The following is a 21,863-nucleotide window of genomic DNA, read 5'->3' as shown; positions in this document are numbered from 1 at the left end:
AAAATCAGTAAGGTAAAGCAACTATATACAGGTTATGCATTTTTGTGCCTATACTTTATACAATATCCCAAATTTGAAACGCAGTATTCCCTGTGAGTTACTTGGTTTATTCAGTCAATTCGCTCACAATAGCCCCATTATTCACCAGGTAATATTTTCATGACTGATGCATTGACGCTAAGGGATTTATCTAAAACCTATAAAAACGGTTTTCAAGCGCTGAAAGGAATCAATTTAACCGTTCCTGAAGGTGAGTTCTATGCGCTATTAGGTCCAAATGGTGCAGGTAAATCAACAACTATCAGCATCATCAGCTCCCTGACGAAAAAAACATCTGGCAGCGTGGAAATTTTTGGGCATAATTTAGACACTCACCCGTCTGAAGCGAAACAATGCCTAGGTGTCGTCCCGCAAGAATTCAACTTTGGGCAATTTGAAAAAACCTTTGATATTTTAGTGACCCAAGCCGGCTACTATGGCATTCCTAAGAAAATCGCCGAAAAGCGCGCTGAAGAATATTTAGAAAAGCTCGGTTTATGGGAAAAGCGCAATACCCAAGGCCGCATGCTGTCAGGCGGCATGAAGCGCCGCCTGATGATCGCCCGCGCCATGATGCATGAGCCCAAGTTACTAATCTTGGATGAACCGACTGCCGGTGTCGATATTGAACTGCGCCGCTCGATGTGGGAATTCCTGACCGAAATGAATGAAAAAGGCACGTCTATCATTCTAACAACGCACTATTTAGAAGAAGCGGAAATGCTGTGCCGCCGGATTGCCATCATTGACCGCGGTGTGATTAAAGAAGATACCAGTATGAAAGACTTCTTAAATCAGCTAAATGAAGAATCTTTTATCTTTGATTTGGCCGCGCCGATTGAACCGCTGCATGTCGATATTATTGGCGTGCGTTTTAATTTGATCGACCCTGTCACCCTAGAAGTAACGATGGACAAAGCGCATACATTAAATCAGCTGTTCCAATTGATGGAAGCACAGGGCATTCAAGTGCGCAGCATGCGCAACAAATCCAACCGTTTAGAGGAACTGTTTGTCAAAATGGTGGAAAAAAATCTTGATGGAGCCGCGCAATGAATTTAAGCCAGCTAAAGGTCGCGCTCTATACGCTTGTACATAAAGAAATCCGCCGCTTTATGCGGATTTGGCCGCAGACACTGCTTCCGCCAGCGATTACCATGAGCTTGTATTTTGTGATTTTCGGCAATTTGGTCGGGTCACGCATTGGCACCATGGGCGGTTTCACTTATATGCAATTTATTGTGCCCGGCTTAATTATGATGGCCGTGATTACCAACAGCTATGCCAACGTGTCTTCAAGTTTCTTCAGCGCCAAATTCCAAAAAAGCATTGAAGAACTGATTATGAGCCCCGTTCCGTTGCATGCCATTTTATGGGGCTATGTCTTGGGCGGCGTTTGCCGCGGCGTTTTAGTCGGCATTATCGTAACAGCCATGAGCCTGTTTTTTACTGACCTCTATATTACCAATTGGTTTGTGACTATATATACTGTATTGATTACGTCCTTCTTATTTTCATTGGGCGGCTTTATTAATGCCGTCTATGCAAAATCTTTTGATGATATTTCAATTATCCCAACCTTCGTACTGACACCGCTGACTTATTTAGGCGGCGTATTTTACGCCATTTCGGCGCTCAGCCCATTTTGGCAAAACTTATCCTTGATTAACCCCATTGTGTATATGGTCAACGCATTCCGCTACGGCATCTTGGGCCACAGCGATGTCAATGTTGGCATTTCACTTGGCGTTGTCACATTATGCTGTGCCGTACTTTACGGCATTGCTTACTATTTACTTTCTCGTGGTTCAGGAATGCGTGAATAATGAGTGTAGAACATTCTCTTTTAGGTAAAGACACCAACTATCCAACAGAATATCAGCCGGATATTCTGTTTCCCATCGCCCGTGCTCAGTCACGTGAAAACTATGCGCATGTAGAAGGCATCCAGCAAGGCAAAGACTGGTGGCATGTTTTTGAAATTTCATGGCTGAATCATGCCGGCATCCCCCAAGTCGCCATTGGCCGCTTGACCCTGCCTGCAGCCTCGCCGAATCTGATCGAGTCCAAATCGTTAAAGCTTTACTTTAACAGTATGAACTTCACCAAGTTTGACTCTAAAGATGCCTTTAAGGCCACTGTAGAAAAAGATTTATCCGCGGCTGCCGGAGCGCCCGTCACGATCGATTTATTTCATGCAGATAGTGTTGAAGTTTCTAAGCCAGAAGGTTTTTGCATCGATGAGCTGATTCCAGCTCAATTGGAAAACCATCCTAATGCTGCGCTTTTAGCTTTGGATGCGGCGCAGGATGAAAATATCGAAGTCCAGTTTTATTCACATTTACTCAGAAGTAACTGCCCAGTCACTGGACAACCCGACTGGGGCACGGTATTTATAAGATATCAAGGTAAAAAGCCGTCTTACGAGAGTATTTTGGCTTATATTATCTCGTACCGTCAGCATAATGGTTTCCACGAGCAATGCGTAGAACAGATTTATGCTGACATTTGGCAAAACCTGAAGCCTGAAAAGCTGATGGTATATGCCGCCTATACACGCCGCGGCGGTTTAGACATTAACCCTTGCCGTGTATCGGACTTAACATGGATGCCTCGCCCCATTCGACTGGCGCGACAATAAAATAAAGAACATTGAGGTTTATACGATGCCATTTTTTGGTTTTATTCCATCTGATTCGCTTTTAGACAGCATTGAGACTGGCCATAACAGCAAGAACTCAAGCGAGCCGCTGTACCCTTTGCGGGATAAAACAGCCTTGCTGATCAATGATGAAATCATTGATGCCACAATTCTTGGCCCTGTTCGCCTTTTTCCTGCCAGTGACAAGCGCGATACGGCTGAAAAACTTGCAGGATATGTAAAGTCGACTGTTGCTGTGCTGCTGAAGCAGCTATTGAGCAAGGCAGATAATAATGTAGTCAAGCAATCCATTGAGTTTTCTGAAAGAAGCCTATTTACAGATGCTTCTGGCGCTAAACGCGTTGGGGAACCGCTAGACAGCAGCTTAGTTGCTAATTTAAAAGCATCTTATGCAGAGATTAAAGCCGGAAATGACATTAATAAGTCCGCATTTGCAGCCTTATACAAACAATTTGCCGAAGCGACTGTGCGCCATTTCATGAATGACTTCAACAAAACACTGGATTTAGGCATGATTAAGCGCAAAGCGGCTGATATCGGCTCCTCTGCGGTCATTAAGGCAGTTCACATTGCCATTGATAAGATCTTCCCGAACTTAACCAAAGAAGAGCTTGGCGCACTTGCTGAAGCGCACGATCCGATGTTCAATCCATAAATTATTCTGCATGGTTTGATAATTCCCGAGCCGCACTTAAATTCAATTTAAGCGCGGCTTTTTACCGCGCGCTGTTTACCATACTCTTCATGCAGACGCAGTCCCAAACAGCCTCTCCACCGATTGCGCACAATAGAATTTTTAATAAAAATTTAAACGAACGTTAAATTTATGCCTTTCATGACTATATACATGCTTTTATATAAAGCGGCTGGCCTGCAGTGTTGAAGCGCAGGCGTATCTCCAGCTGATTTGATGCAATCAGATTTCCTCCAATTCTCCGCATACATCCGCAGCCCGATCGCTCTTCGCAGCGCACAGCTTAAAGCAGAACATCAATTCAAAACCATGTTTATTCAGCATCACCTGTTCTTCGACTATATATACATGCAAATCTGCAGAAATGACGGATGAAACTTTTCCTTTTGATCAATCCTTGTCTAGTTTTATAGAACTTTTTGTTAACTTGCTGCTCATGAGTGTTATCTTAAGATCATTAAGCAATACACCCTTTGAAATCAGCATTTTTTGATGCTTTTATCCCCTGCAGCGAGCAGCTGCTTTACGGTCATTTGATTCGTATTGATAATAATTTTGGAATACAGCCCAATATGTTTAAACAGCATTTTTATAAGAAGCTAAAAACCTTGGCGCTAGCAGCTGGCGCCCTGTCAATTACCAGTTTCTGCCAAGCCAATGATTTTCAAAACACGCCGCAATATTTTAATTTTAAGCAAAAAACCATGCAGACTTACGGCCTCAGCGCGGAACAAGTCGACTGGGCAATGAATGGCGCAAAAAATCTGCCCAATATTATCAATATTATGAACCGTCCAGGTGAAAGCAAACCCTGGTATGAATATAAAACCAATTTTTTAGCCGAAAGCACCATTCAGCGCGGTGTACGCTTTAAACAGCAATATGCAGACACGCTCAACCGCGCAGAACAGCAGTTTGGCGTACCTCAATCCATCATTTTAGGTATTTTAGGGGTAGAGACAGGTTTTGGCGCAAACAAGGGCTCTTTTGTCACCCGTGACGCTTTAGCAACGCTTGGATTTGGCTATGAACGCCGCGGCGCTTATTTTCAAGATGAGTTAAGCGCTTTAATCGCATGGTCATATAAAGACGGCGTGCCGGCAAATTCAATTGTCGGATCTTATGCAGGCGCTGTGGGCTATCCGCAATTCATGCCGAGCAATATTCCTAAATTTGGCGTGGACTATGACGGCAATGGCCATGTTGATTTAAGAAATTCTGCCGTAGACGCCATCGGCTCAATTGCCAATTATCTGGCGCAGCATGGCTGGCAGCGCAATCAGCCGATTGCATTTCCCGCCCGCTATTCAGGCAGCAATCCCGCTTCTGTCATCTCGGCCGATTTAAATCAGCCTGCCCCTTATGGCGCAATCAAGACTCAGGGCATTAGTCCCTTGAATCCTATTATAAAAATTGATGACTTGGATTTGGTGAATGTCATACAGCTGCAAGAAAATTATGGGCCAATTTATTACATCACTTACCCGAATTTTCAAGTCATTACCACTTACAACAAAAGCCGCATGTATGCTACAGCACTGTGGCTTTTAGGGACTGAAATTGCCAGCCGTTAAGGCCGGCAATTTCCTTTGAAATAAAAAAGTCAATAAAAAAAATATTAAAAAAGATCACAAAACCCTCATTTTACACAACATGTTACAATATTGATCATTTTTTAATCAATATTTGTTTCTTTTGCGTTCTTTTTTTAACTATTTTAATTAAAGACTAGACAGCCTATTGACTGCATGAATATTATCCATTTCGTCAAATGTAGTTGCAAAAGTGAAATAACAGGCAACATTGCATAATTTTCAAACACTTGAAATTAGCTGCAAATATGCCCTTGGGAGATAAACAATGCAGTCATCACTTATTAAATATGTCTTAGCGGTTGCCACGACGGTTGCCCTAAGCCAATCACAAGCCGAGATGGTTCAGTCATCATTTACCAATGATAACGATAACTCTCGCCTTGCCGCGCGCGCCTTGAACAAAGAAGCGCAAAGCTTTAACTCAAATTTTAAAAACTTGAGCAGCCTTTCAATCACTGAGCGTTCTGGCGATAAAATCCGCCGCGAAACCATCGCTGCAAAAATTGAGATCCCTGAAGAAGAACCTTCAGTGATTGAAAAGTTGAATACCGTAGCTTCAAACACTGTGCGCCGTTTCAGCCAGAGTGGTACAGCTTCATGGTATGGCCGCCAATTCCATGGCCGTAAAACTGCCAGCGGCGATACATTCGATATGAATGGATTAACTGCAGCCCACCGCAGCCTGCCGCTAAACTGCTTTATTCGTGTAACGAATAAAAACAATGGCAAAAGCGTAGTCGTAAAGGTTAATGACCGCGGCCCATTCCATGGCAACCGTGTACTGGATCTTTCATATGGTGCGGCTAAGCAATTAGGCATTACCAATTCAGGTACAGCAAGTGTCAATATCGAACGGGTCGAAGGTCCGAACTCTTAAGGCTTCACTTACTGCATTTGACTGAAAAGCCGCCCTGCGGCTTTTTTCATTTCAACCTGTTTGAAAGTCTGATGCAAACCGCCCAGCTGCTCTGCATGATCTGCACCAAGGTCAAATAAACCAAATATCGCCTAACACTCTTCATTTTCAAAACCGGCAAAATGCCCCTTGCAGGCAGCCTCAGCTTAGATCGCATTTTTTAGCACAGCGCTTAAAGCCCGAGCCGTCATGCTTCTGATTTGAATCTTTTGACGGATCCTCTTTTCTTGATTATATTTTACTCAGAAATATAGATAAGAATGGATGCCGCATGAAAACAGTCACCGAATGGTTTGATGAATACAGTGAAAGCCATCAGAACAAAACCAATAAGCTGATCCATTGGGTTTGCGTGCCCACCATTTATTTTTCGATTATCGGCATCCTCGCACATTTCAGTGTTTTGCTTACGGCTCTGCTGGTTGTTTTGGCCATGGTGTTTTATATGCGCCTTGATATTGCTTTAGCCATTGCCATGGCTGCGCTGACACTGCTGATGGTTTGGCTGATTTTCATCCTGCCTGCAGGTGCAGGTCTGTACATCGCGCTGTTCACCGCAGCATGGATCGGGCAATTTTATGGCCATAAAGTGGAAGGGAAAAAACCGTCTTTCTTTAAAGATCTTCAATTCCTCCTCATTGGCCCTCTATGGTGTGTAGACGCCTACCTAGGCAAAGTTAGCGCTAAATGGGAAACCCGCCAAAAAACGCAAATGACGAGCATTTAGCGCACGGATTTTCCAGCTGGGATGAAAAAGGCTTTTTGTTTAGCTTTTTTCATCAAATCAGCCCTCTTATTTGAATTATTTTCATCTCATTTTTAAAAATCGAAAAAATAAATCATGACATAAAAAAATAGCAAACTCAGCGCAATGCTGATCAGCATTTTGCGTGTAATTGCAGTCACGAAAACAGCAAAAATAGCGCCATAAAAATAGCTGTTGCTGATGATTCCTTTCCATTCACCGTGCTCGAAAAAGACAATCGGTGTAGAAATGGAAACCATCAGGCACGGCGCCGCATATTTCAGCATACGCAGGGTAAAATCTGGCAATTTAATTGCTGTTTTAGGCTCCAGAAAAAGGTAGCGGTTAAAAAAAGTCACAGCTGTCAGGCTGAATAACAATATCCAACTCATCATCGGCTCCCTCTCCAATCCAGCCATGCTGCAGCCAGCATGCCGCACAGCCCTGCCAGCACAATGGCCGCTTCCAGTTTCAGCCAAGAAAACACGGCTGCTGAAAGCGCTGAAACACATACGCCAACAATGGCCAGCCTGTTATTCAGCAGTAAAACCGCCATCACCAAAAAGATGACAACAATCGAGAATTCCAAATGAAAGGCGCTCAAATCCGGAACCATTGCGGCCAGCCCAATCCCTGCAATGCTGAACCCCACCCAGCACAGATAAAAGCTCAGCCCAGCCCCCAATAGATATCGATAAGGCCGCTGATCAGTCAGCATAGCAGTGGCATACAACTCATCCGTCAGCAAAAAACCAAGGCAGAGCCGTTTTGCCAATGGCAATTTGACCGCTTCATCCCTCAAATGCAGTGCATAAATAAAATGCTGGCTGGTTAAGAAAAATATGGTGAGCACAATACTGACAGCAGATGCGCCTGCTGACAGCATGCTCAAACTGACCAGCTGCGCAGCGCCCGCAAATACAAAAGCAGACATGCCAATCGCCTGCATTAAGCTTAATCCCGCATTGACTGCTGCAGATCCGGCCAGAATCCCCCATGGAATGACGGCAATAGACAAGGGCAGCATATCCTGCACACCCTGCCAAAAGCCTAAAGACGGAGTGCCTTTCGCTGAATAAGGCCATGTTTTCATCATTACGGATTCGTCCCAAGTTCCAATCTCTAAAAAGGATGAATCCAAATGCACTGAATTGATTGAATAAAATTGCGGTATGAAGAAACAATGCAAGTAAAGAAAATAAAACCGTTTCGCATACCTGCTGTATTCGAAGATTGATGCATGCTAAAAAAAGCTATGCAAAATTTTTATGCAGCCTGTATTGCGCAGGCGTGCAGCCCAGCGATTTTTTAAAATGCCGTGTAAAGTGGCTTTGATCAGAAAAACCGCACAACTGTGCAGTTAAAGCGATATCCTGGCCCTGTTTCAGCAGCTTCAGCGATTTCCGCAAGCGGCATTGCACCAGCCAGGCATGCGGCGGCAACCCTGTATATTTCTTATATTGGCGCAATAAGTGCCACTGGCTTAAACCTGCCATCTGCGCTAAATCGGCCAATTGATGCTCTTTTTCAGGTTCTGCGGCCAAGAACTCCTGTATCAGCTGAATTTTTTGCTGCGCCTCGGGTAACGATTTTAAACTTTGTTTTTCCCGCGCATGCTTAGTGAATAAATAGGCCAGTGTAGAAAGATACAAGCTTTGCTTAAATAATGCATTTTTAGGCTGCAGCAATAAATCGAACAGCATATGCAGCTGCTCCGCCAGCCCTTCATCATGCACCACCGCTTGCGGAAACCATGGGGCGGCGCCGGTTTCTCTGAAAAAGCCGACACTGATTTCTTCCATCATTTCTGGCGTCGGGTAAATCGCCCGATAGCGCCAGCCAGTCTCAACAGCCGAAGAACCGGTATGCACTTCATCCGCATTCACCAGAATAATGTCCCCTTTGGGAGCAATATGCTGACTCCCCATGGTCAAAAATGACTGAGCCCCTTCATCAATTAAGCCAATGCAATAGCCTTCATGCGTATGTTTTGAAAACTGAGTCTGCTGATAGGATGCTTTAAGCAGCTCCAGTCCGCCCAGCTCCTGGACATGCCAATAATCTGCAAATTCAAGCGCTTTGTTCTCTTGCATGACTGCTCCTGTCTTATCAACACCTAACATAGCTATTTTTTAACGCATGCATAGAACAAAATTGCTTATCTTGAGCTTTATCCAATCATGGCATTATTACTGATAAATTTTCCCATCATGTTTTAACCAGCCATCTTCATGACGCTGATTGGGATCTAAATGCGTCCAATGAATCACCCCGCCTTGACTGGAATACTCATATTCTCCATAAAATTCGACGGTATCGCCTTTTTGCAGATTTTGAATCCTCGGCGATAAATCAATATTATGCGCAACTAGAACAGTCTGCCCATTGCTCAGTTTTAAAATAAATTTCTGGTGCTTTGAACCTTCAGCATCATCACGCAATACCGCCTTGACTTCGCCGCTTGCATGTACCTGCACATTGCTTTGCTGCTTGCATATGCTTTTTCAATTAATGCAGTGTCATTCTGCATATCATCGGCAGCAGGCTGGCGGTCTGCAGAACTTCCCGCATGCTGCGGGCCATTGTTCTCTGCAGGGCGTTGAGCCTCGCTCACTTGCTGGGATGCAGGCTGTTCAATTTTATTTTGCTGCAGATCAATGCCGAAATATGCAGCTGCCAGCAACACAATTACTGCGCCAATACTTAAATTTGTTTTATTTGCCATACATCATCTAATGTCAAAATTATTCTGCTTATATTAAATCAGAACAATTCACTAATTATTATAAATGCTGTGAATTTTGCTTTGACTTAAAAGTGTTTAAGCTCATGCGGAAACATAAAAAAGCCCCAAAAATGGGGCTTTTTTATGCAAATAATTTGAGCCTAAAGGCTAAAATTATTGAGCAGCAGCAGCTTGAGCAGCAGCAACTTCGTCAGCGAAGCTCATTTCTGCTTTCTTCTCAATGCCTTCGCCTACTTCAAAGCGAACGAATTGAGCAACAACAGTACCAGTCGCTTTCAATACATCAGCAACTTTTTTGTCATTGTCGATTACGTACATTTGACGCTCAAGAACCACTTCGTTCAAGTATTTCTCTACTGAACCAGTGACCATTTTCTCAACGATGTTTGCTGGCTTGCCAGATTCGATCGCTTTCGCTTCAGCAATTTCTTTTTCTTTCGCGATAAGATCTGCAGAAACTTGGTCAGCTGTAACGGCAACTGGGTTGAATGCAGCAACATGCATTGCAATGCCTTTACCTGTGTCAGCATCGCCAGTGTAAGAAACAACTACACCGATTTTTAAACCGTGTTTGTAAACTGCAAGGTTTTCACCCTCAACAATTGACGCACGGCGAACTTGGATGTTTTCACCGATTTTTTGAACAAGTGCAATACGCGCTTCTTCTACAGTGTGGCCATCTTCAAGTTTCAATTCAGCAATTTGAGCAGCATCAGTTACGCCAGCAGCTAAAGCAGCAGCAGCAACTTTTGCAGAGAAACCAGCAAAGTTTTCGTCTTTAGCAACGAAGTCAGTTTGGCAGTTTACTTCTAAAAGAATAGCTTTGTTGCCTTCTTGAGCGATCGTAATCGCGCCGTCAGCCGCAATGTTGCCTGCTTTTTTAGCCGCTTTTGCTTGACCAGATTTACGAAGGTTGTCAATCGCTAATTCGATGTCACCGCCCGCTTCTGTCAATGCTTTTTTACATTCCATCATTGCCAAACCAGTACGGTCGCGCAATTCTTTAACCATGCTTGCTGTAACTGCAGTCATGTCAATCTCCTAAATTCGGTAGAAAATGAATTCTTTTTAGAACAGAAACGGCCCAGAGGATTCTCATGGGCCGTCTGCATACATGACGCTTACATTGCCACCATCACATGTCGCAAAAATGACAAGCTTGCGTCAAACGCATTAAGCCTCTGGAGCTTCTTTAACGTCTTCAGCTTTTGCTTGCGCATTTGCTTGTGATTGAGCGTATTCTTTACCAGCAATAATCGCATCAGCCATAGCAGAAGCATAAAGAGTAACTGCACGGATCGCATCATCGTTACCCGGAATAACGTAGTCTACGTTGTCTGGGTTAGAGTTTGTATCAACGATACCGATTACAGGAATACCAAGGTTTTTAGCTTCTTTAATTGCAATTGCTTCGTGATCAACATCGATTACGAATAATGCATCAGGTAAACCACCCATGTTTTTAACGCCGCCTAAAGCGCGTTCAAGTTTTTCCATCTCACGAGTACGCTCTAAAGCTTCACGTTTAGTCAGCTTAGCGAAAGTGCCATCTTGAGATTGAGTTTGAAGGTCTTTAAGACGGTTGATTGACTGACGAAGAGTTTTCCAGTTAGTCAACATACCACCCAACCAGCGGTGATCAACGTATGGTTGACCTGCGCGTTGAGCTTGTTCACGGATGATGTTAGAAGCAGCACGTTTAGTACCAACGAACAAAACTTTGTTCTTTTTGCTAGCCAAGTTGTTAGCAAAGTTCAAAGCATCATTTAACGCAGGAACAGTGTGCTCAAGGTTAATGATGTGAATTTTGTTGCGCGCGCCGAAGATGTATTCGCGCATTTTTGGATTCCAAAAACGTGTTTGGTGACCGAAGTGAGCGCCTGCTTGAAGAAGGTCGCGCATGCTTACGTTGTAATCTGCCATTTTCTTTACCTTAAAGTTTGGGTTAGGCCTCCATATATCCGCATTCTCCACCCCAAAGGGCACCCAGAGAAATGTGTCGATATATGTGCGGATTTTATTGCCCCATCGCACAAAGCCCGTGAAATTTATTCACGAAAAAGCATTTGATAAAATGGGCGGCTATTTATACCATAGTCACATACAAATTTCCAAAAGTTTTTAGAGATCATGAACCGTACTTACGAAGCTCCCCGCCGTTTAATAAAAACTCCAGACGAAATTGAAAAAATGCGTGTCGCTGGACGGCTGGCGGCAGAAGTTTTGGATATGATCAAACCGCATATTGTTCCCGGTGTGACTACCCTCGAACTTGATACGATTTGTCATGACTATATTGTCAATAAACAAGAGGCGATTCCAGCATGTTTAGGTTACGGCGCTGCGCCTGGCCGCCCTGCGTTCCAGCACGTAATCTGCACATCTGTAAACCATGTGGTTTGCCACGGCATCCCGTCTGACAGTAAAGTTTTGAAAAAAGGCGACATCTTGAATATTGATGTCACCGTCATTAAAGATGGCTATCACGGTGATACCAACATGATGTACATCGTAGGCGGTGAAACATCTATTCTTGCAAACCGTTTATGCAAAGTGGCTCAGGAAGCCATGTACCGCGGCATGGAAGTGGTTAAACCAGGTGCAACTATTGGCGATATTGGCCATGCCATTCAACAATATGTCGAATCAGAGCGTTTTGGCGTAGTCCGCGAATATTGCGGCCACGGCATTGGCACGGTATTTCATGATGAACCGCAAGTGCTTCACTACGGCCAGCCTGATACCGGCATGATTTTAGAAGAAGGCATGACCTTTACCATTGAGCCGATGGTCAATGGCGGAGACTGGAAAACTAAATTACTGGGTGACAAATGGACTGTGGTGACAAAAGACCATAGCCTGTCTGCGCAGTATGAACATACGCTGCTGGTCACTAAAAACGGCGTTGAAGTATTAACTGCGCGCCCTGAAGAAGATTTATCACGCTTTCAAAAATAAGCTGAAATAGACGGTAAAAAAGGCCAGCGCTATGCGGCCTTTTTTATCATTTAATTTTCGGCCTGCTTTCAATCAAGAATACTAAATTTATAAATAATGCCTTTTATATCAAAAGAATAAATTCCTCCTGCCACTCATTAAAACTAAAGCTTTGTATTTGTAAGGGCACTCAAATGTATCTGAAAATATTTTTGCAGAGTTTTTTTCATAATGGTGCAATTCAGACTCCCCTTTATGCGCCATTTTAGGCTAAGATAATGTGCTTTTTAATTTTTAATCCCTATAAGAAGGAATACTGCCGTGGACGTACGTCTCTCTGATCGTGTAAATGCCATCAAACCGTCCCCAACTCTTGCGGTAACGAACAAAGCAGCTGAATTGAAAGCTGCGGGTAAAAACGTTATTGGTTTGGGCGCTGGCGAACCTGATTTCGACACACCACAACACATCAAAGACGCAGCAATTGCAGCGATTAACAACGGCTTTACCAAATATACAGCTGTTGACGGTACTCCAGGCCTTAAAAAAGCAATTATTGCTAAATTAAAACGCGACAATAATCTTGACTATGCAGCGAACCAAATCTTGGTTTCTTGCGGCGGCAAACAATCATTCTTTAACTTGGCGCTTGCTTTGTTAAATAAAGGCGATGAAGTGATCATCCCTGCGCCATTTTGGGTAAGCTACCCTGACATGGTGATCATCGCTGAAGGCGTGCCTGTCATTGTGAAATGCGGTGAAGAACAGCGTTTCAAAATCACTCCAGCTCAATTAGAAGCGGCAATCACTGACAAAACTCGTTTAGTGGTTTTAAACAGCCCTTCAAACCCAACTGGCATGATCTACACGAAAGAAGAATTACTCGCTTTAGCTGAAGTTCTTCGTAAATACCCAGAAGTTTATATCGCGTCTGACGACATGTATGAACCAATCCGCTGGGAAGACGAATTCTACAACATCGCAACTGTTGCCCCAGACCTTTACGACCGCGTAATCGTTCTGAATGGTGTATCTAAAGCGTATGCTATGACTGGCTGGCGCATCGGCTATGCAGCGGGCCCTGCTAAACTGATTGGCGCGATGAAAAAAATCCAGTCTCAATCAACTTCAAACCCAACTTCTATTTCGCAAGTTGCTGCAGAAGCTGCATTGAATGGCCCTCAAGACGTTCTTGAGCCAATGATTGAAGCGTTCAAACGCCGTCATGACTTAGTGGTAAAAGGCCTGAATGACATCAACGGCATCACTTGCCTTCCTGCTGACGGCGCATTCTATGCATATGCCAACATCCGCCCATTGATTCGTGCAAAAGGCTTAAAATCTTGCACAGAATTCTCTGCATGGTTATTGGAAGAAACAGGTGTTGCCGTTGTTCCTGGCGATGCATTCGGCCTAGGCGGCTACATGCGTATTTCTTATGCAACTGCTGACGAAGTGCTTGTAGATGCGCTTGCGCGTATCAAGAAAGCGGCTGACTCAATCGAAGGCGTAGACGCTGCGATTGCTTCAATTGCTGCTGAAAAATAATTTGATTTAAATATCAAATTTGAAAAACCCGCGAATTTCGCGGGTTTTTTTATAGTTTAAATTTCACGGCTTAAATCTTTAAAAACTAAATAATTCGGTGTTTAAATATCGTGAAGCCCCCAATAGACTTCGGTTTGAGGCGTACAGAAGAATCCTTCAAAAGGATAATTTTCAAGAATTTTGTCAATATTTGATTTAGATGAACATAGAAACGAAAAATGACTATCCCAATGCGTTGCGAAAAGTAATTTATGGTCTTCTGTATAATTACAATTATGTGTTTGCTGTGTAAGCAGTAACTCATCTATATCATGCAAGCTGGGCGGCTGATAAGAAAACTCATCTACAAGCCAAAGTTTAGAGTATCCTAAAAGTTTTACACTTTTTAGCATCGCATCTGACAAAAAAGGGGAAATTATTCCACAGCTATCATCTGGAATCGCTATTTTTGTTTTATCATACAGTCCAGCCAATTCAGAAGTGCAGGAACACTCAATACAAGTACCCTCACCGCTATTCAATTTATTCCATGCCGTATGTATTTGAGAATAATTCTCAAATTTTGTTAATGCAATAACGTCTTTCCACAGCACTATTTTACAGCCATTTCTCAGTTGATCATTATCAAACCAAAATTCATCATTCTCCTGATCTAAATTTAGAGTTATTCCTCTATAAAAAGGATGCAAAATGATGTATACCGATTCAAAAACGCCCTGATAATATTCTAAAATCTTTCCATCATAAGGATAAGAGGCGTAAATTTCAGGAGTTAATACATTATTTTCTTTCATGATTTATATCTTCTAATTTTCAATTTTTTGTATCACCCTTCTCTGCCGAAGCCCAAATCACCAAGCTAATCCCTGTTAAAACAATCACTGCCGACAAAATAATACGCCAGCTCAAAGGTTCACCAATAAACAATGCACCGCCGATAATCGCCAAGCATGGCACAGACAGCTGAACGCTGCTGGCCGTCACACGGTCAATTTGCTTCACAATGGCGTACCACAGCACATAAGCGCCACTGGATGCTAAACCGCCCGACACTATCGCGAGAATCACCCCTCTAGGCTGCACAAAGCTCTGACTGTAAAAAACCAGATAAACCAATCCAACAAAAGGAACAGCCAGCACAAAATTGGCAAGGCTGCTCGCCAATGGATTTTGCATATTTTTGCCTGCGATGCTGTACATCGCCCAACCTAGGCCTGAAAGCACCATCATCGCGGCATAGCCCAAATGAGGCGCTGATGCGCCAGGCAGCAACAAGATGAAAATGCCTAAAATGGCAATCGCCAGCCCGATACCGCGGCGCAGATTGATTTTTTCACCATAGCACAGCCCATAAGCCACCATACTGATCTGAACGGTACCAAACAGCAACAATGCCCCCACACCCGCATCGACATGCACATAAGCCAATGAAAAAGCCACAATATATAAGGAAAGAAAAAATCCGTTTTTTACACTCCACTCTATTTGGGCTTTGTGTGCAGAACACATATACAGTAAAAACAGCGCCACGGCCCCACTGCACACACGGATTAGGCTGAAACTCATGGGATCAATCTGTTGCTGGGCTAAAGCCAAACGGCACAAAATAGAATTTGCCGCAAATGCCAGCATGGCGATGCAAATTTTAAACAGCATGGTTGAGCATCCTTATTCAACGGCATGCTCTAGGTATATCGAATTCTGCTTATGAAATCTACTATGCTTTTCTACTCACCCTTATTCAAATTACTCATTAGCTTACTTTGCCTGCTATTCGGCCATAAACAGTTCAGCAGCGTATCAATCACTTAAAATCACACAGATTCTGCATATTGCCAAAGTCTATGCTCTGAGCTTTTTGATACATTTATCTATTTAATTGCTTTGCAAAAAAAATGCTTTAAGCTCTAAAATAGCCACGATAAAGCTTATAGAGGTTTTTACCTGCTCATGCGCTATAAAATTATTGATGTTTATCAAAAAGAAAACTTAAAACACTATATTGCAAAAAGCTTAAAGCCGCGCTCTCCTCAATTTATTATTATTCAAAGTCAGCAAACCCTCTGTCTGAATTTAGACATCATTGATGTCCATCCGCAAACAGCGGTTACGACGTGGGCGACCGGCGAAGAGATTGCCATGAAAATTCTGCGGCAATTTGACTGTTTTGATAAAGCCTATCTCTCCTAATACAGACCAATAAATGTACTGATGAATTCAAATCTGCGCATTGACGCCCGCGGATGAATTTTGTTTAATTAATATCAAGTTCCAAAAAGGAACTAGATATTAAAGAAAGGAAGAACAGAATGCATCCAAAAGAAATGACAGGATTACAGCTGCTGCAGGCCATGTATGACGGCAAAATCCCTCCTGCAAGCATCAGTGAAACGATTCCTATGCAGCCTTTTGAAGTTGCTGAGGGAAGCATCAGCTTTAAAGCCAAAGCCGATCACCGCCACTTAAATCCGCTGGGCGGCGTGCATGGCGGCTTTGCCGCAACGGTGCTGGATTCAGTTACTGGCTGTGCTGTACATACGATGCTTGAAGCTGGCGTAGGCTATGGTACCATCGATCTGAATATTAAAATGTGCCGCCCCATCCCGCAAAACAAAGAACTTTTGGCTGTCGGCACACTGATCAATATCAGTAAAAATTTAGGCATTTCAGAAGGGAAAATTATTGATGAAGACGGCAAGCTGTATGCCCATGCCACTGCAACCTGCATGATCATCCGCCCTTAGGCATTGATTGGCGTTATAGCGCTTTGTTTTAAACCCCTGAACCGAATGTGCAATGCTAGCTGGAATCGTTAACTGGCTGGTTTTAGCGCAAAGCATCCCAGCCAATGGCGGCAAGCGCCTTAAACCGGCTGCTGCAATGATTTTGCTTGAGGTTTGGGGCGGTTTAAGCTTTTAAAGATGCAGTAAAACTGAAATAAACTACCCACATTCAATGTTTCGCACTGTGATGCGTGAATTGACCAAGCCTGAGCAACGTGCCGGCAAGTAAATAAACTTCCTTCAAGCTTAAATACATAACGGTCAAATTCAGTGACGGGCTTATTTTTATCGCGCAAAATGGTATTGATCAGCGGCGATTTTTCCGTGTTCACAATCCACTTATCACTCAGCCACAGCTGCAGCAGGTCCCCCAGATAGAGCGGCTGTCTTGCAGCGGGCCATACGTGAATATAGGCATCTTCTACGGGCGTAAAGTACTGTTCTGCGTTCTGCAGAATCGAAAGATACTGAGCTTGATAAGATTGAAGATTTGAAAATAGATGAGAAATAGTCAGCGCATTCATTCACTTTCTCCTGTTTAGCCATTTTAGTGCTGGCAAGTTGGTTTAAATCCACACCGTCTAAGCTTGCGCTTAAACTCTCTGTTGTTAAATTCAGACTAGCAAGTGGATTTTCCTATTGCAAGGCTTTCTGGCTGTAAATTTTAAAAGCAAACGCTTTTGTTTAAATAAAAAGCATATAGTTAAAAAATGCCATAAAGATGACAGTTTTCGCTTGACCCTCGGGGAAATCTCCTTATAATCGCATGCAGATTCTCCAATAGCTCAGTCGGTAGAGCGACGGACTGTTAATCCGCAGGTCCCTGGTTCGAGCCCAGGTTGGAGAGCCAAATTCTAAAAGCCCACGCATTATGACGTGGGCTTTTTTTATGCTGAATTTCAAACTGCGCTGTATTTACTGTAAAACCGCATTCTCCCTCCAGAAAATTGCCTTCATCATCCGCATTCAGCTTTAACCCAACTCGGCTCGCCTTCTGCAGGATGGCTGCTTGATCTAAATAACAGCTGCAAATGCAGGTTAAGCAGCCAGCTGAAAAGAAATTACATCGGGTTAAGAAAAATGGTGTCAGAACCCCGAAATAATTGATTTTTGATTATTTTTACTCCAATCAGACGCTAATTCTGTGTTTTTTCAAACTTCTGTCTTGACCTTGTGGGCAGAGGTGTCTAGAATCCGCTTCAGATTCTCCAATAGCTCAGTCGGTAGAGCGACGGACTGTTAATCCGCAGGTCCCTGGTTCGAGCCCAGGTTGGAGAGCCAAATTCTAAAAGCCCACGCATTATGACGTGGGCTTTTTCTTCGGTATAGCAAAAGTTCCCGTGTTCAATTTAACTCAAATTATTTTTTTTATTATCGGCTGCCTTGCAAGCTTTGCTTTAGTTTGCATTCTGTTTCCCCGGCTTTTTTTCCGTAAGCAGAAATATTTTCCCAAACGCGTTATCACCCCCTTCGAATGCAAAATGTACACGCGCTTAATCAGCGCTTTTCCGCAGCATCATGTGTTGGCGCAGGTGGCTTTCAGCGCACTCATCACCAATCAAAACTATAAAATACGCAATCAGTTCAACCGCAAGGTGACCGACTTTGTACTGCTGGATAAAGACTGCAGCGTGATCGTGATTATTGAATTGGATGATCCCAGCCACATCGGCAAAGAAAAAGAAGATGCTGAACGGGACGCCATGCTGCAGGAAGCCGGTTACCGTGTGCTACGCTATACCAGCATTCCCAGCGCGCATAATCTGCAAAAGGATATTTTGTAAAGCACCTTTGGGGTTTGGCTTTTCTGCATCTACGTTAATCGCAGCAGCGGGGTAACCCGCCCCATGCAGAACTGCAATAAAAAATCCCAGACGCTTTGCAGCGGCTAGGATTTGGTACATCAAGTCTACAATCAATCTTCAAAAACTTTAGCCTGATGAATCAGCTGCTGGTACACGGCGCCATCCTGGATTTGATTGGCGCTGAGTAACGCCAGTTTGACCAAAAACAGCTCACGCTTTTGTTCAGGCACGGCATCTAAGGTTTCGGCCAGCAGGTCATATACTTTTTCTAGATCTGGAATACTGATTGCGTTCATGCTGCTGCTCCTTCGGCGGCTTGAAGAAATTGTTGAAAGGTTTGGGGAATGGCATTTTCGCGGTAATTGATCCATCGCCCGTTAATATGATGCCCTGGACGGACTAAATAGATTGCCCCAGCCTGCGCAAAGAAGCGCTCAGCAGCCACGTCCTGCGCAATGGCAGCCGTGCGGTCTGCCCCATTAGCCGTCACGCCATCCAATGCTAAAGCCACGAGCTGCACTGGAATGCCTTGCTTTTTCAGCGCAGCAATTTCTGCATGCAATGAAGCAGGAAGCTGGCCTTGCTCTGTCAGCGCCAATACCGTGAATTTTCCAGAGATGGCATCATAAAGGAACGAACCATCGGCAAATTTAACATTGGGTATCAGCGCGCCATTTTCTGTCAACTCATTCATTTGCGCATTATCATCATGCTGACTGTTTAGTGGCGAATGCATATAGGCATGCGGGCGGGATGTGCGCCAATGATACAGCGGACGCACAAATTCATGCGCTAAAGACAAGGACAGCACGGCGTTACGCAGCAGGCGGTAACCTTCCGTCGGCGGCGCCATAAAGCGGGTCGATTTTCCGGCCTCTGCAATAATTTCACGCGCCGCGCCAACCCGGTCACAACTGTAGCTTTCTAAAAGCTTTTCAGGCGCCCAGCCCTTCATGACCGCCGCCAGTTTCCATGCCAAATCCTGCGCATCCTGAAAACCGGTATTGGCGCCGCGCACGCCAAAAATCGGCAGCAGATGCGCAGCATCACCGGCGAAAATAATCCGGTTATGCACATAATTATCCAAGGTCAGCGCCCGCGCAGAATACACAGTGCTCCAGTCCATTTCCCATGCCAAATGATCTTTGCCAATCATCTTCAGCTGATCATTGACCGCTTTATGCAGATTTTCCGGCAGTAAAGCTTCTTCTGGAGAAACCGCAGGATCGAGCTGGTAATCAAAGCGCCAAATGCTGTCCGGCTCACGGTGCATCAAAATGGTATTGCCCGGATTCCAGTCAGGAGAGAAATAAGCCAAGCGTTCTGTTGGATAGTCCAGTTTAATGCGGATATCCGCAATGACAAAACGCCCTTCGTAGCTTGCGCCTTCCATCCGCAGCTTCATGCGCTCACGGATCGGTGAACGGCCACCATCGGCTGCCACCACCCATTTAGACGTGTGCTGATAAGCGCCTTCCGGCGTTTCAATAGTTAAGGTGACTTGATCATGGGCTTGCTCATGATCCACCACTTTGTTGCCCCAGCGCATTTCAATGTTCGGCTGCTGCTGAATTTCTTCCAGCAAAAAATGCTCCAGCCAGTTTTGCTGCAGATTATTCAATGGCGCAAACTGATCATGCTCACTGACCGGTGACGCCATGCGGAAGGCAATTTGCCCTTTATATATAGAATTGCCATGCGTCCATGGCAATGCTTTGGTCATAATGCGCCCCGCTGCGCCTGCCGCCTGCAGGATTTCCATTGAGCGCTTGGTATACACCAGTGCACGGCTGCCTTCTGACAGCTGCAGTTCCGCAGACATCAAAATGACCTTTACGCCCTGCTTGGCCAGCAGCAATGCGGCGGTCATGCCGATGGGCCCGGCGCCAACAACAGTGACCGTTTGATCATCTGCCGTTTCGGATGCCGCGCCATGATAGTGCGGAAAAACTTGATAATTGTAATACAGTGATTTTCTTGGCTCTGCCGCTGGAAAATGCATCTTGAACTCCTTGTCTTCATTACAATAAATAAATATTTTTAGCCGCTTAACCTGCTGGCTGCAGCGGCATGCTGTCTTTAAGTTGAATCGAATCTTGTACTGTATTGCTGCGGTATGCTTTGCTTCCATTTAAGCCCACGGCATAAAAGCTCAGCAGCAATACAGTTAAAAATGAACAAAGCACCCAGACCATAGTGAATGAACCTGTCGCAGCTGCAATCATTGAAATTGCCGGTACGCCAGCGGCAATACCCAATGTCTGAAAGCGCAGGCAAATGCCATACACTTCACCATAATATGCAAGGCCATAGGTTTTGGAGGCCACAACAGCCGGCGTTACCGTGCCTATGCAATTGCCAACGCCCCAAAACACAGCACCGAACAGCCCCAGCATCCACATATCCGCAGAAGCGGTAAAAATAAAGGGAATGCAGGTCAGTAATACTGATGCCGCCACTAAAGCTGTGGTTTTGAGTGACCCGAATTTGTCGTACAGCCAGCCCAATGCCACTTTTGCAAAAATCATGATGCCAAGAGTAATCACTAAAAATGTTGCCGCCTGCTCCATGCCAAAAGTATTTTGCAGATAAACTGGCAGCTGCAGCACAATCCCCCCGCCGACAAAACCCACCAAAAATTGAGCCGCCAGCATCGACCAGAAAAAAGGCTTTTTCTTTAATACGGCAGGCGCCAAATGCACCAGTGCAGTTTGATTTCCCGGCACGGACTGTTTCAGCGCCTGCTCTGCGCCATATGCTTTTAAACCTATGCTTTCCGGACTGTCTTTGATGATAAAGACAATCAACACGGCTCCTGCCGCAAACATGATCGCCGCCACCGTCTGATAAGCAAAAGCCAGACTGAAATGCTGAATGCAGTAGGTAATATATTTACTGAGCGCCATGCCAAAGAATGCGCTGCCCGAAAGCGCAATGCTCATCGCCAAGCCTTTCTTTTCTGCAAACCAGCGATTCACCAATATATTGGGCGGAATAAAGGTTAAACCTGTAGAAAAAAAACCGAACAGCGCCGCTGTGGCATACAGCGCCGCAATGCTGCTGACCATAGAAAATGCGGCATAGCTCAGGCAAAAACCGGTTAAGAAAAACAGTAAGGCTTTTTGGGTATGCGCCTGCAGGATTTTGCCGACTTTCGGCGAAAACAGCATCACCGTAATATTGATAATGGTTGAGCACAATGCAAATTGCGTCGCGCTGATGCCCGCCTGCTGGGTGAACGCGTTCAGATAGATATTGAATGTTGTAATGGTCAGCGCAAGGGCTGAACCCGAAACCGCCATCAGCGCCAATACAATCCACCAGCCGTAAAAAAACTGATTTTCCGTTTTTTTCATTTTGCTTTCCCTAGTTCCTTGCATATATTCTGCTCAA

The 21,863-nt window shown here is 44.4% G+C and carries 23 protein-coding genes, 2 tRNA genes and 1 pseudogene; 14 read left to right on the top strand and 12 right to left on the bottom strand.

The features are described 5' to 3' along the window. Nucleotides 1–159 precede the first annotated feature (159 nt). From JZ784_RS01925 to JZ784_RS01895, 7 genes are all read left to right on the top strand, one after another. The gene (locus JZ784_RS01925) at nucleotides 160–1,095 is read left to right on the top strand and encodes an ABC transporter ATP-binding protein (protein ID WP_005011190.1); all 936 of its coding nucleotides are present in this window, start codon (nucleotides 160–162) and stop codon (nucleotides 1,093–1,095) included. Beyond that, complete coding sequence (locus tag JZ784_RS01920) at nucleotides 1,092–1,865, top strand: ABC transporter permease (protein ID WP_005011191.1); 774 nt, start codon at nucleotides 1,092–1,094, stop codon at nucleotides 1,863–1,865. The genes JZ784_RS01925 and JZ784_RS01920 overlap by 4 nt, the downstream gene beginning before the upstream one ends. After that, complete coding sequence (gene queF / locus JZ784_RS01915; protein WP_346313591.1) at nucleotides 1,865–2,680, top strand: NADPH-dependent 7-cyano-7-deazaguanine reductase QueF; 816 nt, start codon at nucleotides 1,865–1,867, stop codon at nucleotides 2,678–2,680. The genes JZ784_RS01920 and queF overlap by 1 nt, the downstream gene beginning before the upstream one ends. A 25-nt stretch (nucleotides 2,681–2,705) precedes the next feature. Further along, nucleotides 2,706–3,356: a hypothetical protein gene (locus tag JZ784_RS01910; RefSeq protein WP_005011193.1), complete on the top strand. Its 651-nt coding sequence runs from the start codon at nucleotides 2,706–2,708 to the stop codon at nucleotides 3,354–3,356. A gap of 611 nt (nucleotides 3,357–3,967) precedes the next feature. Then, nucleotides 3,968–4,969, top strand: coding sequence for a lytic murein transglycosylase B (mltB, locus tag JZ784_RS01905; RefSeq protein WP_346314240.1), 1,002 nt, complete (start codon nucleotides 3,968–3,970; stop codon nucleotides 4,967–4,969). Between the two features lie 286 nt (nucleotides 4,970–5,255). After that, a complete protein-coding gene (locus JZ784_RS01900) occupies nucleotides 5,256–5,867 on the top strand; it encodes a septal ring lytic transglycosylase RlpA family protein (protein ID WP_005011197.1) in 612 nt (203 codons plus the stop codon). Between the two features lie 310 nt (nucleotides 5,868–6,177). Then, entirely contained in the window at nucleotides 6,178–6,633 is a 456-nt protein-coding gene (locus tag JZ784_RS01895; RefSeq protein WP_346313590.1) for an Mpo1-like protein, read from the top strand. Nucleotides 6,634–6,725: 92 nt separating this feature from the next. Here JZ784_RS01895 and JZ784_RS01890 read toward each other — a convergent pair whose 3' ends face one another. The 6 genes and pseudogenes from JZ784_RS01890 to rpsB all read right to left on the bottom strand — a co-directional run bounded on the left by JZ784_RS01890 (nucleotide 6,726) and on the right by rpsB (nucleotide 11,320). Further along, entirely contained in the window at nucleotides 6,726–7,043 is a 318-nt protein-coding gene (locus tag JZ784_RS01890) for an AzlD domain-containing protein (RefSeq protein WP_219189803.1), read from the bottom strand. Next, complete coding sequence (locus JZ784_RS01885) at nucleotides 7,043–7,747, bottom strand: AzlC family ABC transporter permease (protein ID WP_219189804.1); 705 nt, start codon at nucleotides 7,745–7,747, stop codon at nucleotides 7,043–7,045. Before JZ784_RS01885 ends, JZ784_RS01890 begins: the two co-directional genes overlap by 1 nt. Nucleotides 7,748–7,904: 157 nt before the next feature. Continuing rightward, nucleotides 7,905–8,744 carry an AraC family transcriptional regulator gene (locus JZ784_RS01880; protein WP_346313589.1) on the bottom strand — a complete coding sequence of 280 codons (840 nt, stop codon included), beginning with the start codon at nucleotides 8,742–8,744 and terminating at the stop codon, nucleotides 7,905–7,907. A gap of 96 nt (nucleotides 8,745–8,840) precedes the next feature. Continuing rightward, nucleotides 8,841–9,376 (bottom strand): annotated as a pseudogene (locus JZ784_RS01875) (DUF3465 domain-containing protein). Nucleotides 9,377–9,550: 174 nt separating this feature from the next. Continuing rightward, nucleotides 9,551–10,429, bottom strand: a complete 879-nt coding sequence (tsf, locus tag JZ784_RS01870) for a translation elongation factor Ts (protein WP_005011218.1) — start codon at nucleotides 10,427–10,429, stop codon at nucleotides 9,551–9,553. Nucleotides 10,430–10,570: 141 nt separating this feature from the next. Continuing rightward, nucleotides 10,571–11,320 carry a 30S ribosomal protein S2 gene (rpsB, locus tag JZ784_RS01865; RefSeq protein WP_005011220.1) on the bottom strand — a complete coding sequence of 250 codons (750 nt, stop codon included), beginning with the start codon at nucleotides 11,318–11,320 and terminating at the stop codon, nucleotides 10,571–10,573. Between the two features lie 207 nt (nucleotides 11,321–11,527). On the opposite strand from rpsB, the gene map reads away from it, so the two are divergent. Both map and JZ784_RS01855 read left to right on the top strand, forming a co-directional pair. Beyond that, nucleotides 11,528–12,355, top strand: a complete 828-nt coding sequence (gene map / locus JZ784_RS01860) for a type I methionyl aminopeptidase (RefSeq protein WP_005011221.1) — start codon at nucleotides 11,528–11,530, stop codon at nucleotides 12,353–12,355. Nucleotides 12,356–12,655: 300 nt separating this feature from the next. Next, nucleotides 12,656–13,882 carry a pyridoxal phosphate-dependent aminotransferase gene (locus JZ784_RS01855; protein WP_346313588.1) on the top strand — a complete coding sequence of 409 codons (1,227 nt, stop codon included), beginning with the start codon at nucleotides 12,656–12,658 and terminating at the stop codon, nucleotides 13,880–13,882. A gap of 101 nt (nucleotides 13,883–13,983) precedes the next feature. Here JZ784_RS01855 and JZ784_RS01850 read toward each other — a convergent pair whose 3' ends face one another. Beyond that, nucleotides 13,984–14,676: a DUF2711 family protein gene (locus JZ784_RS01850; RefSeq protein WP_346313587.1), complete on the bottom strand. Its 693-nt coding sequence runs from the start codon at nucleotides 14,674–14,676 to the stop codon at nucleotides 13,984–13,986. 19 nt (nucleotides 14,677–14,695) lie between these two features. Further along, the gene (locus JZ784_RS01845) at nucleotides 14,696–15,538 is read right to left on the bottom strand and encodes a DMT family transporter (RefSeq protein WP_346313586.1); all 843 of its coding nucleotides are present in this window, start codon (nucleotides 15,536–15,538) and stop codon (nucleotides 14,696–14,698) included. 294 nt (nucleotides 15,539–15,832) lie between these two features. On the opposite strand from JZ784_RS01845, the gene JZ784_RS01840 reads away from it, so the two are divergent. Together JZ784_RS01840 and JZ784_RS01835 are read left to right on the top strand one after the other, a co-directional pair. Beyond that, nucleotides 15,833–16,072 (top strand): hypothetical protein, encoded by a 240-nt coding sequence (locus JZ784_RS01840; RefSeq protein WP_005011230.1) that lies wholly within the window; start codon nucleotides 15,833–15,835, stop codon nucleotides 16,070–16,072. A gap of 119 nt (nucleotides 16,073–16,191) precedes the next feature. Beyond that, nucleotides 16,192–16,626 (top strand): PaaI family thioesterase, encoded by a 435-nt coding sequence (locus JZ784_RS01835; RefSeq protein ID WP_346313585.1) that lies wholly within the window; start codon nucleotides 16,192–16,194, stop codon nucleotides 16,624–16,626. Between the two features lie 119 nt (nucleotides 16,627–16,745). Here the strand turns inward: JZ784_RS01835 and JZ784_RS01830 are convergent, their stop codons facing one another. Then, the gene (locus tag JZ784_RS01830) at nucleotides 16,746–17,189 is read right to left on the bottom strand and encodes a hypothetical protein (RefSeq protein ID WP_346313584.1); all 444 of its coding nucleotides are present in this window, start codon (nucleotides 17,187–17,189) and stop codon (nucleotides 16,746–16,748) included. A 250-nt stretch (nucleotides 17,190–17,439) separates the two neighbouring features. Here JZ784_RS01830 and JZ784_RS01825 point away from each other — a divergent pair. The 3 genes from JZ784_RS01825 to JZ784_RS01815 all read left to right on the top strand — a co-directional run bounded on the left by JZ784_RS01825 (nucleotide 17,440) and on the right by JZ784_RS01815 (nucleotide 18,449). Further along, a tRNA-Asn gene (locus JZ784_RS01825) sits at nucleotides 17,440–17,515 on the top strand. Nucleotides 17,516–17,870: 355 nt separating this feature from the next. Next, nucleotides 17,871–17,946: transfer RNA gene (locus JZ784_RS01820), tRNA-Asn, on the top strand. Between the two features lie 59 nt (nucleotides 17,947–18,005). Further along, nucleotides 18,006–18,449 carry a DUF2726 domain-containing protein gene (locus JZ784_RS01815; RefSeq protein ID WP_346313583.1) on the top strand — a complete coding sequence of 148 codons (444 nt, stop codon included), beginning with the start codon at nucleotides 18,006–18,008 and terminating at the stop codon, nucleotides 18,447–18,449. A gap of 131 nt (nucleotides 18,450–18,580) precedes the next feature. On the opposite strand, the gene JZ784_RS01810 is transcribed toward JZ784_RS01815, so the two are convergent. From JZ784_RS01810 to JZ784_RS01800, 3 genes are read right to left on the bottom strand one after another with little or no spacing between them, the layout of a single operon-like run. Then, on the bottom strand, nucleotides 18,581–18,766 hold the full coding sequence (locus JZ784_RS01810; RefSeq protein WP_005011237.1) for a hypothetical protein: 186 nt from the start codon (nucleotides 18,764–18,766) through the stop codon (nucleotides 18,581–18,583). Next, nucleotides 18,763–20,472, bottom strand: coding sequence for an FAD-dependent monooxygenase (locus JZ784_RS01805; protein WP_346313582.1), 1,710 nt, complete (start codon nucleotides 20,470–20,472; stop codon nucleotides 18,763–18,765). Before JZ784_RS01805 ends, JZ784_RS01810 begins: the two co-directional genes overlap by 4 nt. A 46-nt stretch (nucleotides 20,473–20,518) precedes the next feature. After that, a complete protein-coding gene (locus tag JZ784_RS01800) occupies nucleotides 20,519–21,826 on the bottom strand; it encodes an MFS transporter (protein WP_346313581.1) in 1,308 nt (435 codons plus the stop codon). Nucleotides 21,827–21,863 lie beyond the last annotated feature (37 nt).

This window comes from Acinetobacter sp. CWB-B33, assembly GCF_039655955.1.
Classification (GTDB): Bacteria; Pseudomonadota; Gammaproteobacteria; order Pseudomonadales; family Moraxellaceae; genus Acinetobacter; species Acinetobacter bouvetii.
Note: the sequence above shows the minus strand (reverse complement) of the source record. Positions and strands in the feature narration are given on the sequence as shown.

Excerpts from the sequence above, each read along its gene's own strand:
- rpsB (WP_005011220.1), bottom strand. The coding sequence starts at position 11,320 with ATGGCAGATTACAACGTAAGCATGCGCGACCTTCTTCAAGCAGGCGCT.
- JZ784_RS01800 (WP_346313581.1), bottom strand. The coding sequence starts at position 21,826 with ATGAAAAAAACGGAAAATCAGTTTTTTTACGGCTGGTGGATTGTATTG.
- queF (WP_346313591.1), top strand. The coding sequence starts at position 1,865 with ATGAGTGTAGAACATTCTCTTTTAGGTAAAGACACCAACTATCCAACA.
- JZ784_RS01895 (WP_346313590.1), top strand. The coding sequence starts at position 6,178 with ATGAAAACAGTCACCGAATGGTTTGATGAATACAGTGAAAGCCATCAG.
- JZ784_RS01920 (WP_005011191.1), top strand. The coding sequence starts at position 1,092 with ATGAATTTAAGCCAGCTAAAGGTCGCGCTCTATACGCTTGTACATAAA.
- JZ784_RS01885 (WP_219189804.1), bottom strand. The coding sequence starts at position 7,747 with ATGATGAAAACATGGCCTTATTCAGCGAAAGGCACTCCGTCTTTAGGC.
- JZ784_RS01890 (WP_219189803.1), bottom strand. The coding sequence starts at position 7,043 with ATGAGTTGGATATTGTTATTCAGCCTGACAGCTGTGACTTTTTTTAAC.
- JZ784_RS01835 (WP_346313585.1), top strand. The coding sequence starts at position 16,192 with ATGCATCCAAAAGAAATGACAGGATTACAGCTGCTGCAGGCCATGTAT.
- JZ784_RS01840 (WP_005011230.1), top strand. The coding sequence starts at position 15,833 with ATGCGCTATAAAATTATTGATGTTTATCAAAAAGAAAACTTAAAACAC.
- JZ784_RS01910 (WP_005011193.1), top strand. The coding sequence starts at position 2,706 with ATGCCATTTTTTGGTTTTATTCCATCTGATTCGCTTTTAGACAGCATT.
- tsf (WP_005011218.1), bottom strand. The coding sequence starts at position 10,429 with ATGACTGCAGTTACAGCAAGCATGGTTAAAGAATTGCGCGACCGTACT.
- JZ784_RS01900 (WP_005011197.1), top strand. The coding sequence starts at position 5,256 with ATGCAGTCATCACTTATTAAATATGTCTTAGCGGTTGCCACGACGGTT.
- JZ784_RS01880 (WP_346313589.1), bottom strand. The coding sequence starts at position 8,744 with ATGCAAGAGAACAAAGCGCTTGAATTTGCAGATTATTGGCATGTCCAG.
- map (WP_005011221.1), top strand. The coding sequence starts at position 11,528 with ATGAACCGTACTTACGAAGCTCCCCGCCGTTTAATAAAAACTCCAGAC.
- JZ784_RS01810 (WP_005011237.1), bottom strand. The coding sequence starts at position 18,766 with ATGAACGCAATCAGTATTCCAGATCTAGAAAAAGTATATGACCTGCTG.
- mltB (WP_346314240.1), top strand. The coding sequence starts at position 3,968 with ATGTTTAAACAGCATTTTTATAAGAAGCTAAAAACCTTGGCGCTAGCA.
- JZ784_RS01830 (WP_346313584.1), bottom strand. The coding sequence starts at position 17,189 with ATGAATGCGCTGACTATTTCTCATCTATTTTCAAATCTTCAATCTTAT.
- JZ784_RS01850 (WP_346313587.1), bottom strand. The coding sequence starts at position 14,676 with ATGAAAGAAAATAATGTATTAACTCCTGAAATTTACGCCTCTTATCCT.
- JZ784_RS01845 (WP_346313586.1), bottom strand. The coding sequence starts at position 15,538 with ATGCTGTTTAAAATTTGCATCGCCATGCTGGCATTTGCGGCAAATTCT.
- JZ784_RS01925 (WP_005011190.1), top strand. The coding sequence starts at position 160 with ATGACTGATGCATTGACGCTAAGGGATTTATCTAAAACCTATAAAAAC.
- JZ784_RS01805 (WP_346313582.1), bottom strand. The coding sequence starts at position 20,472 with ATGCATTTTCCAGCGGCAGAGCCAAGAAAATCACTGTATTACAATTAT.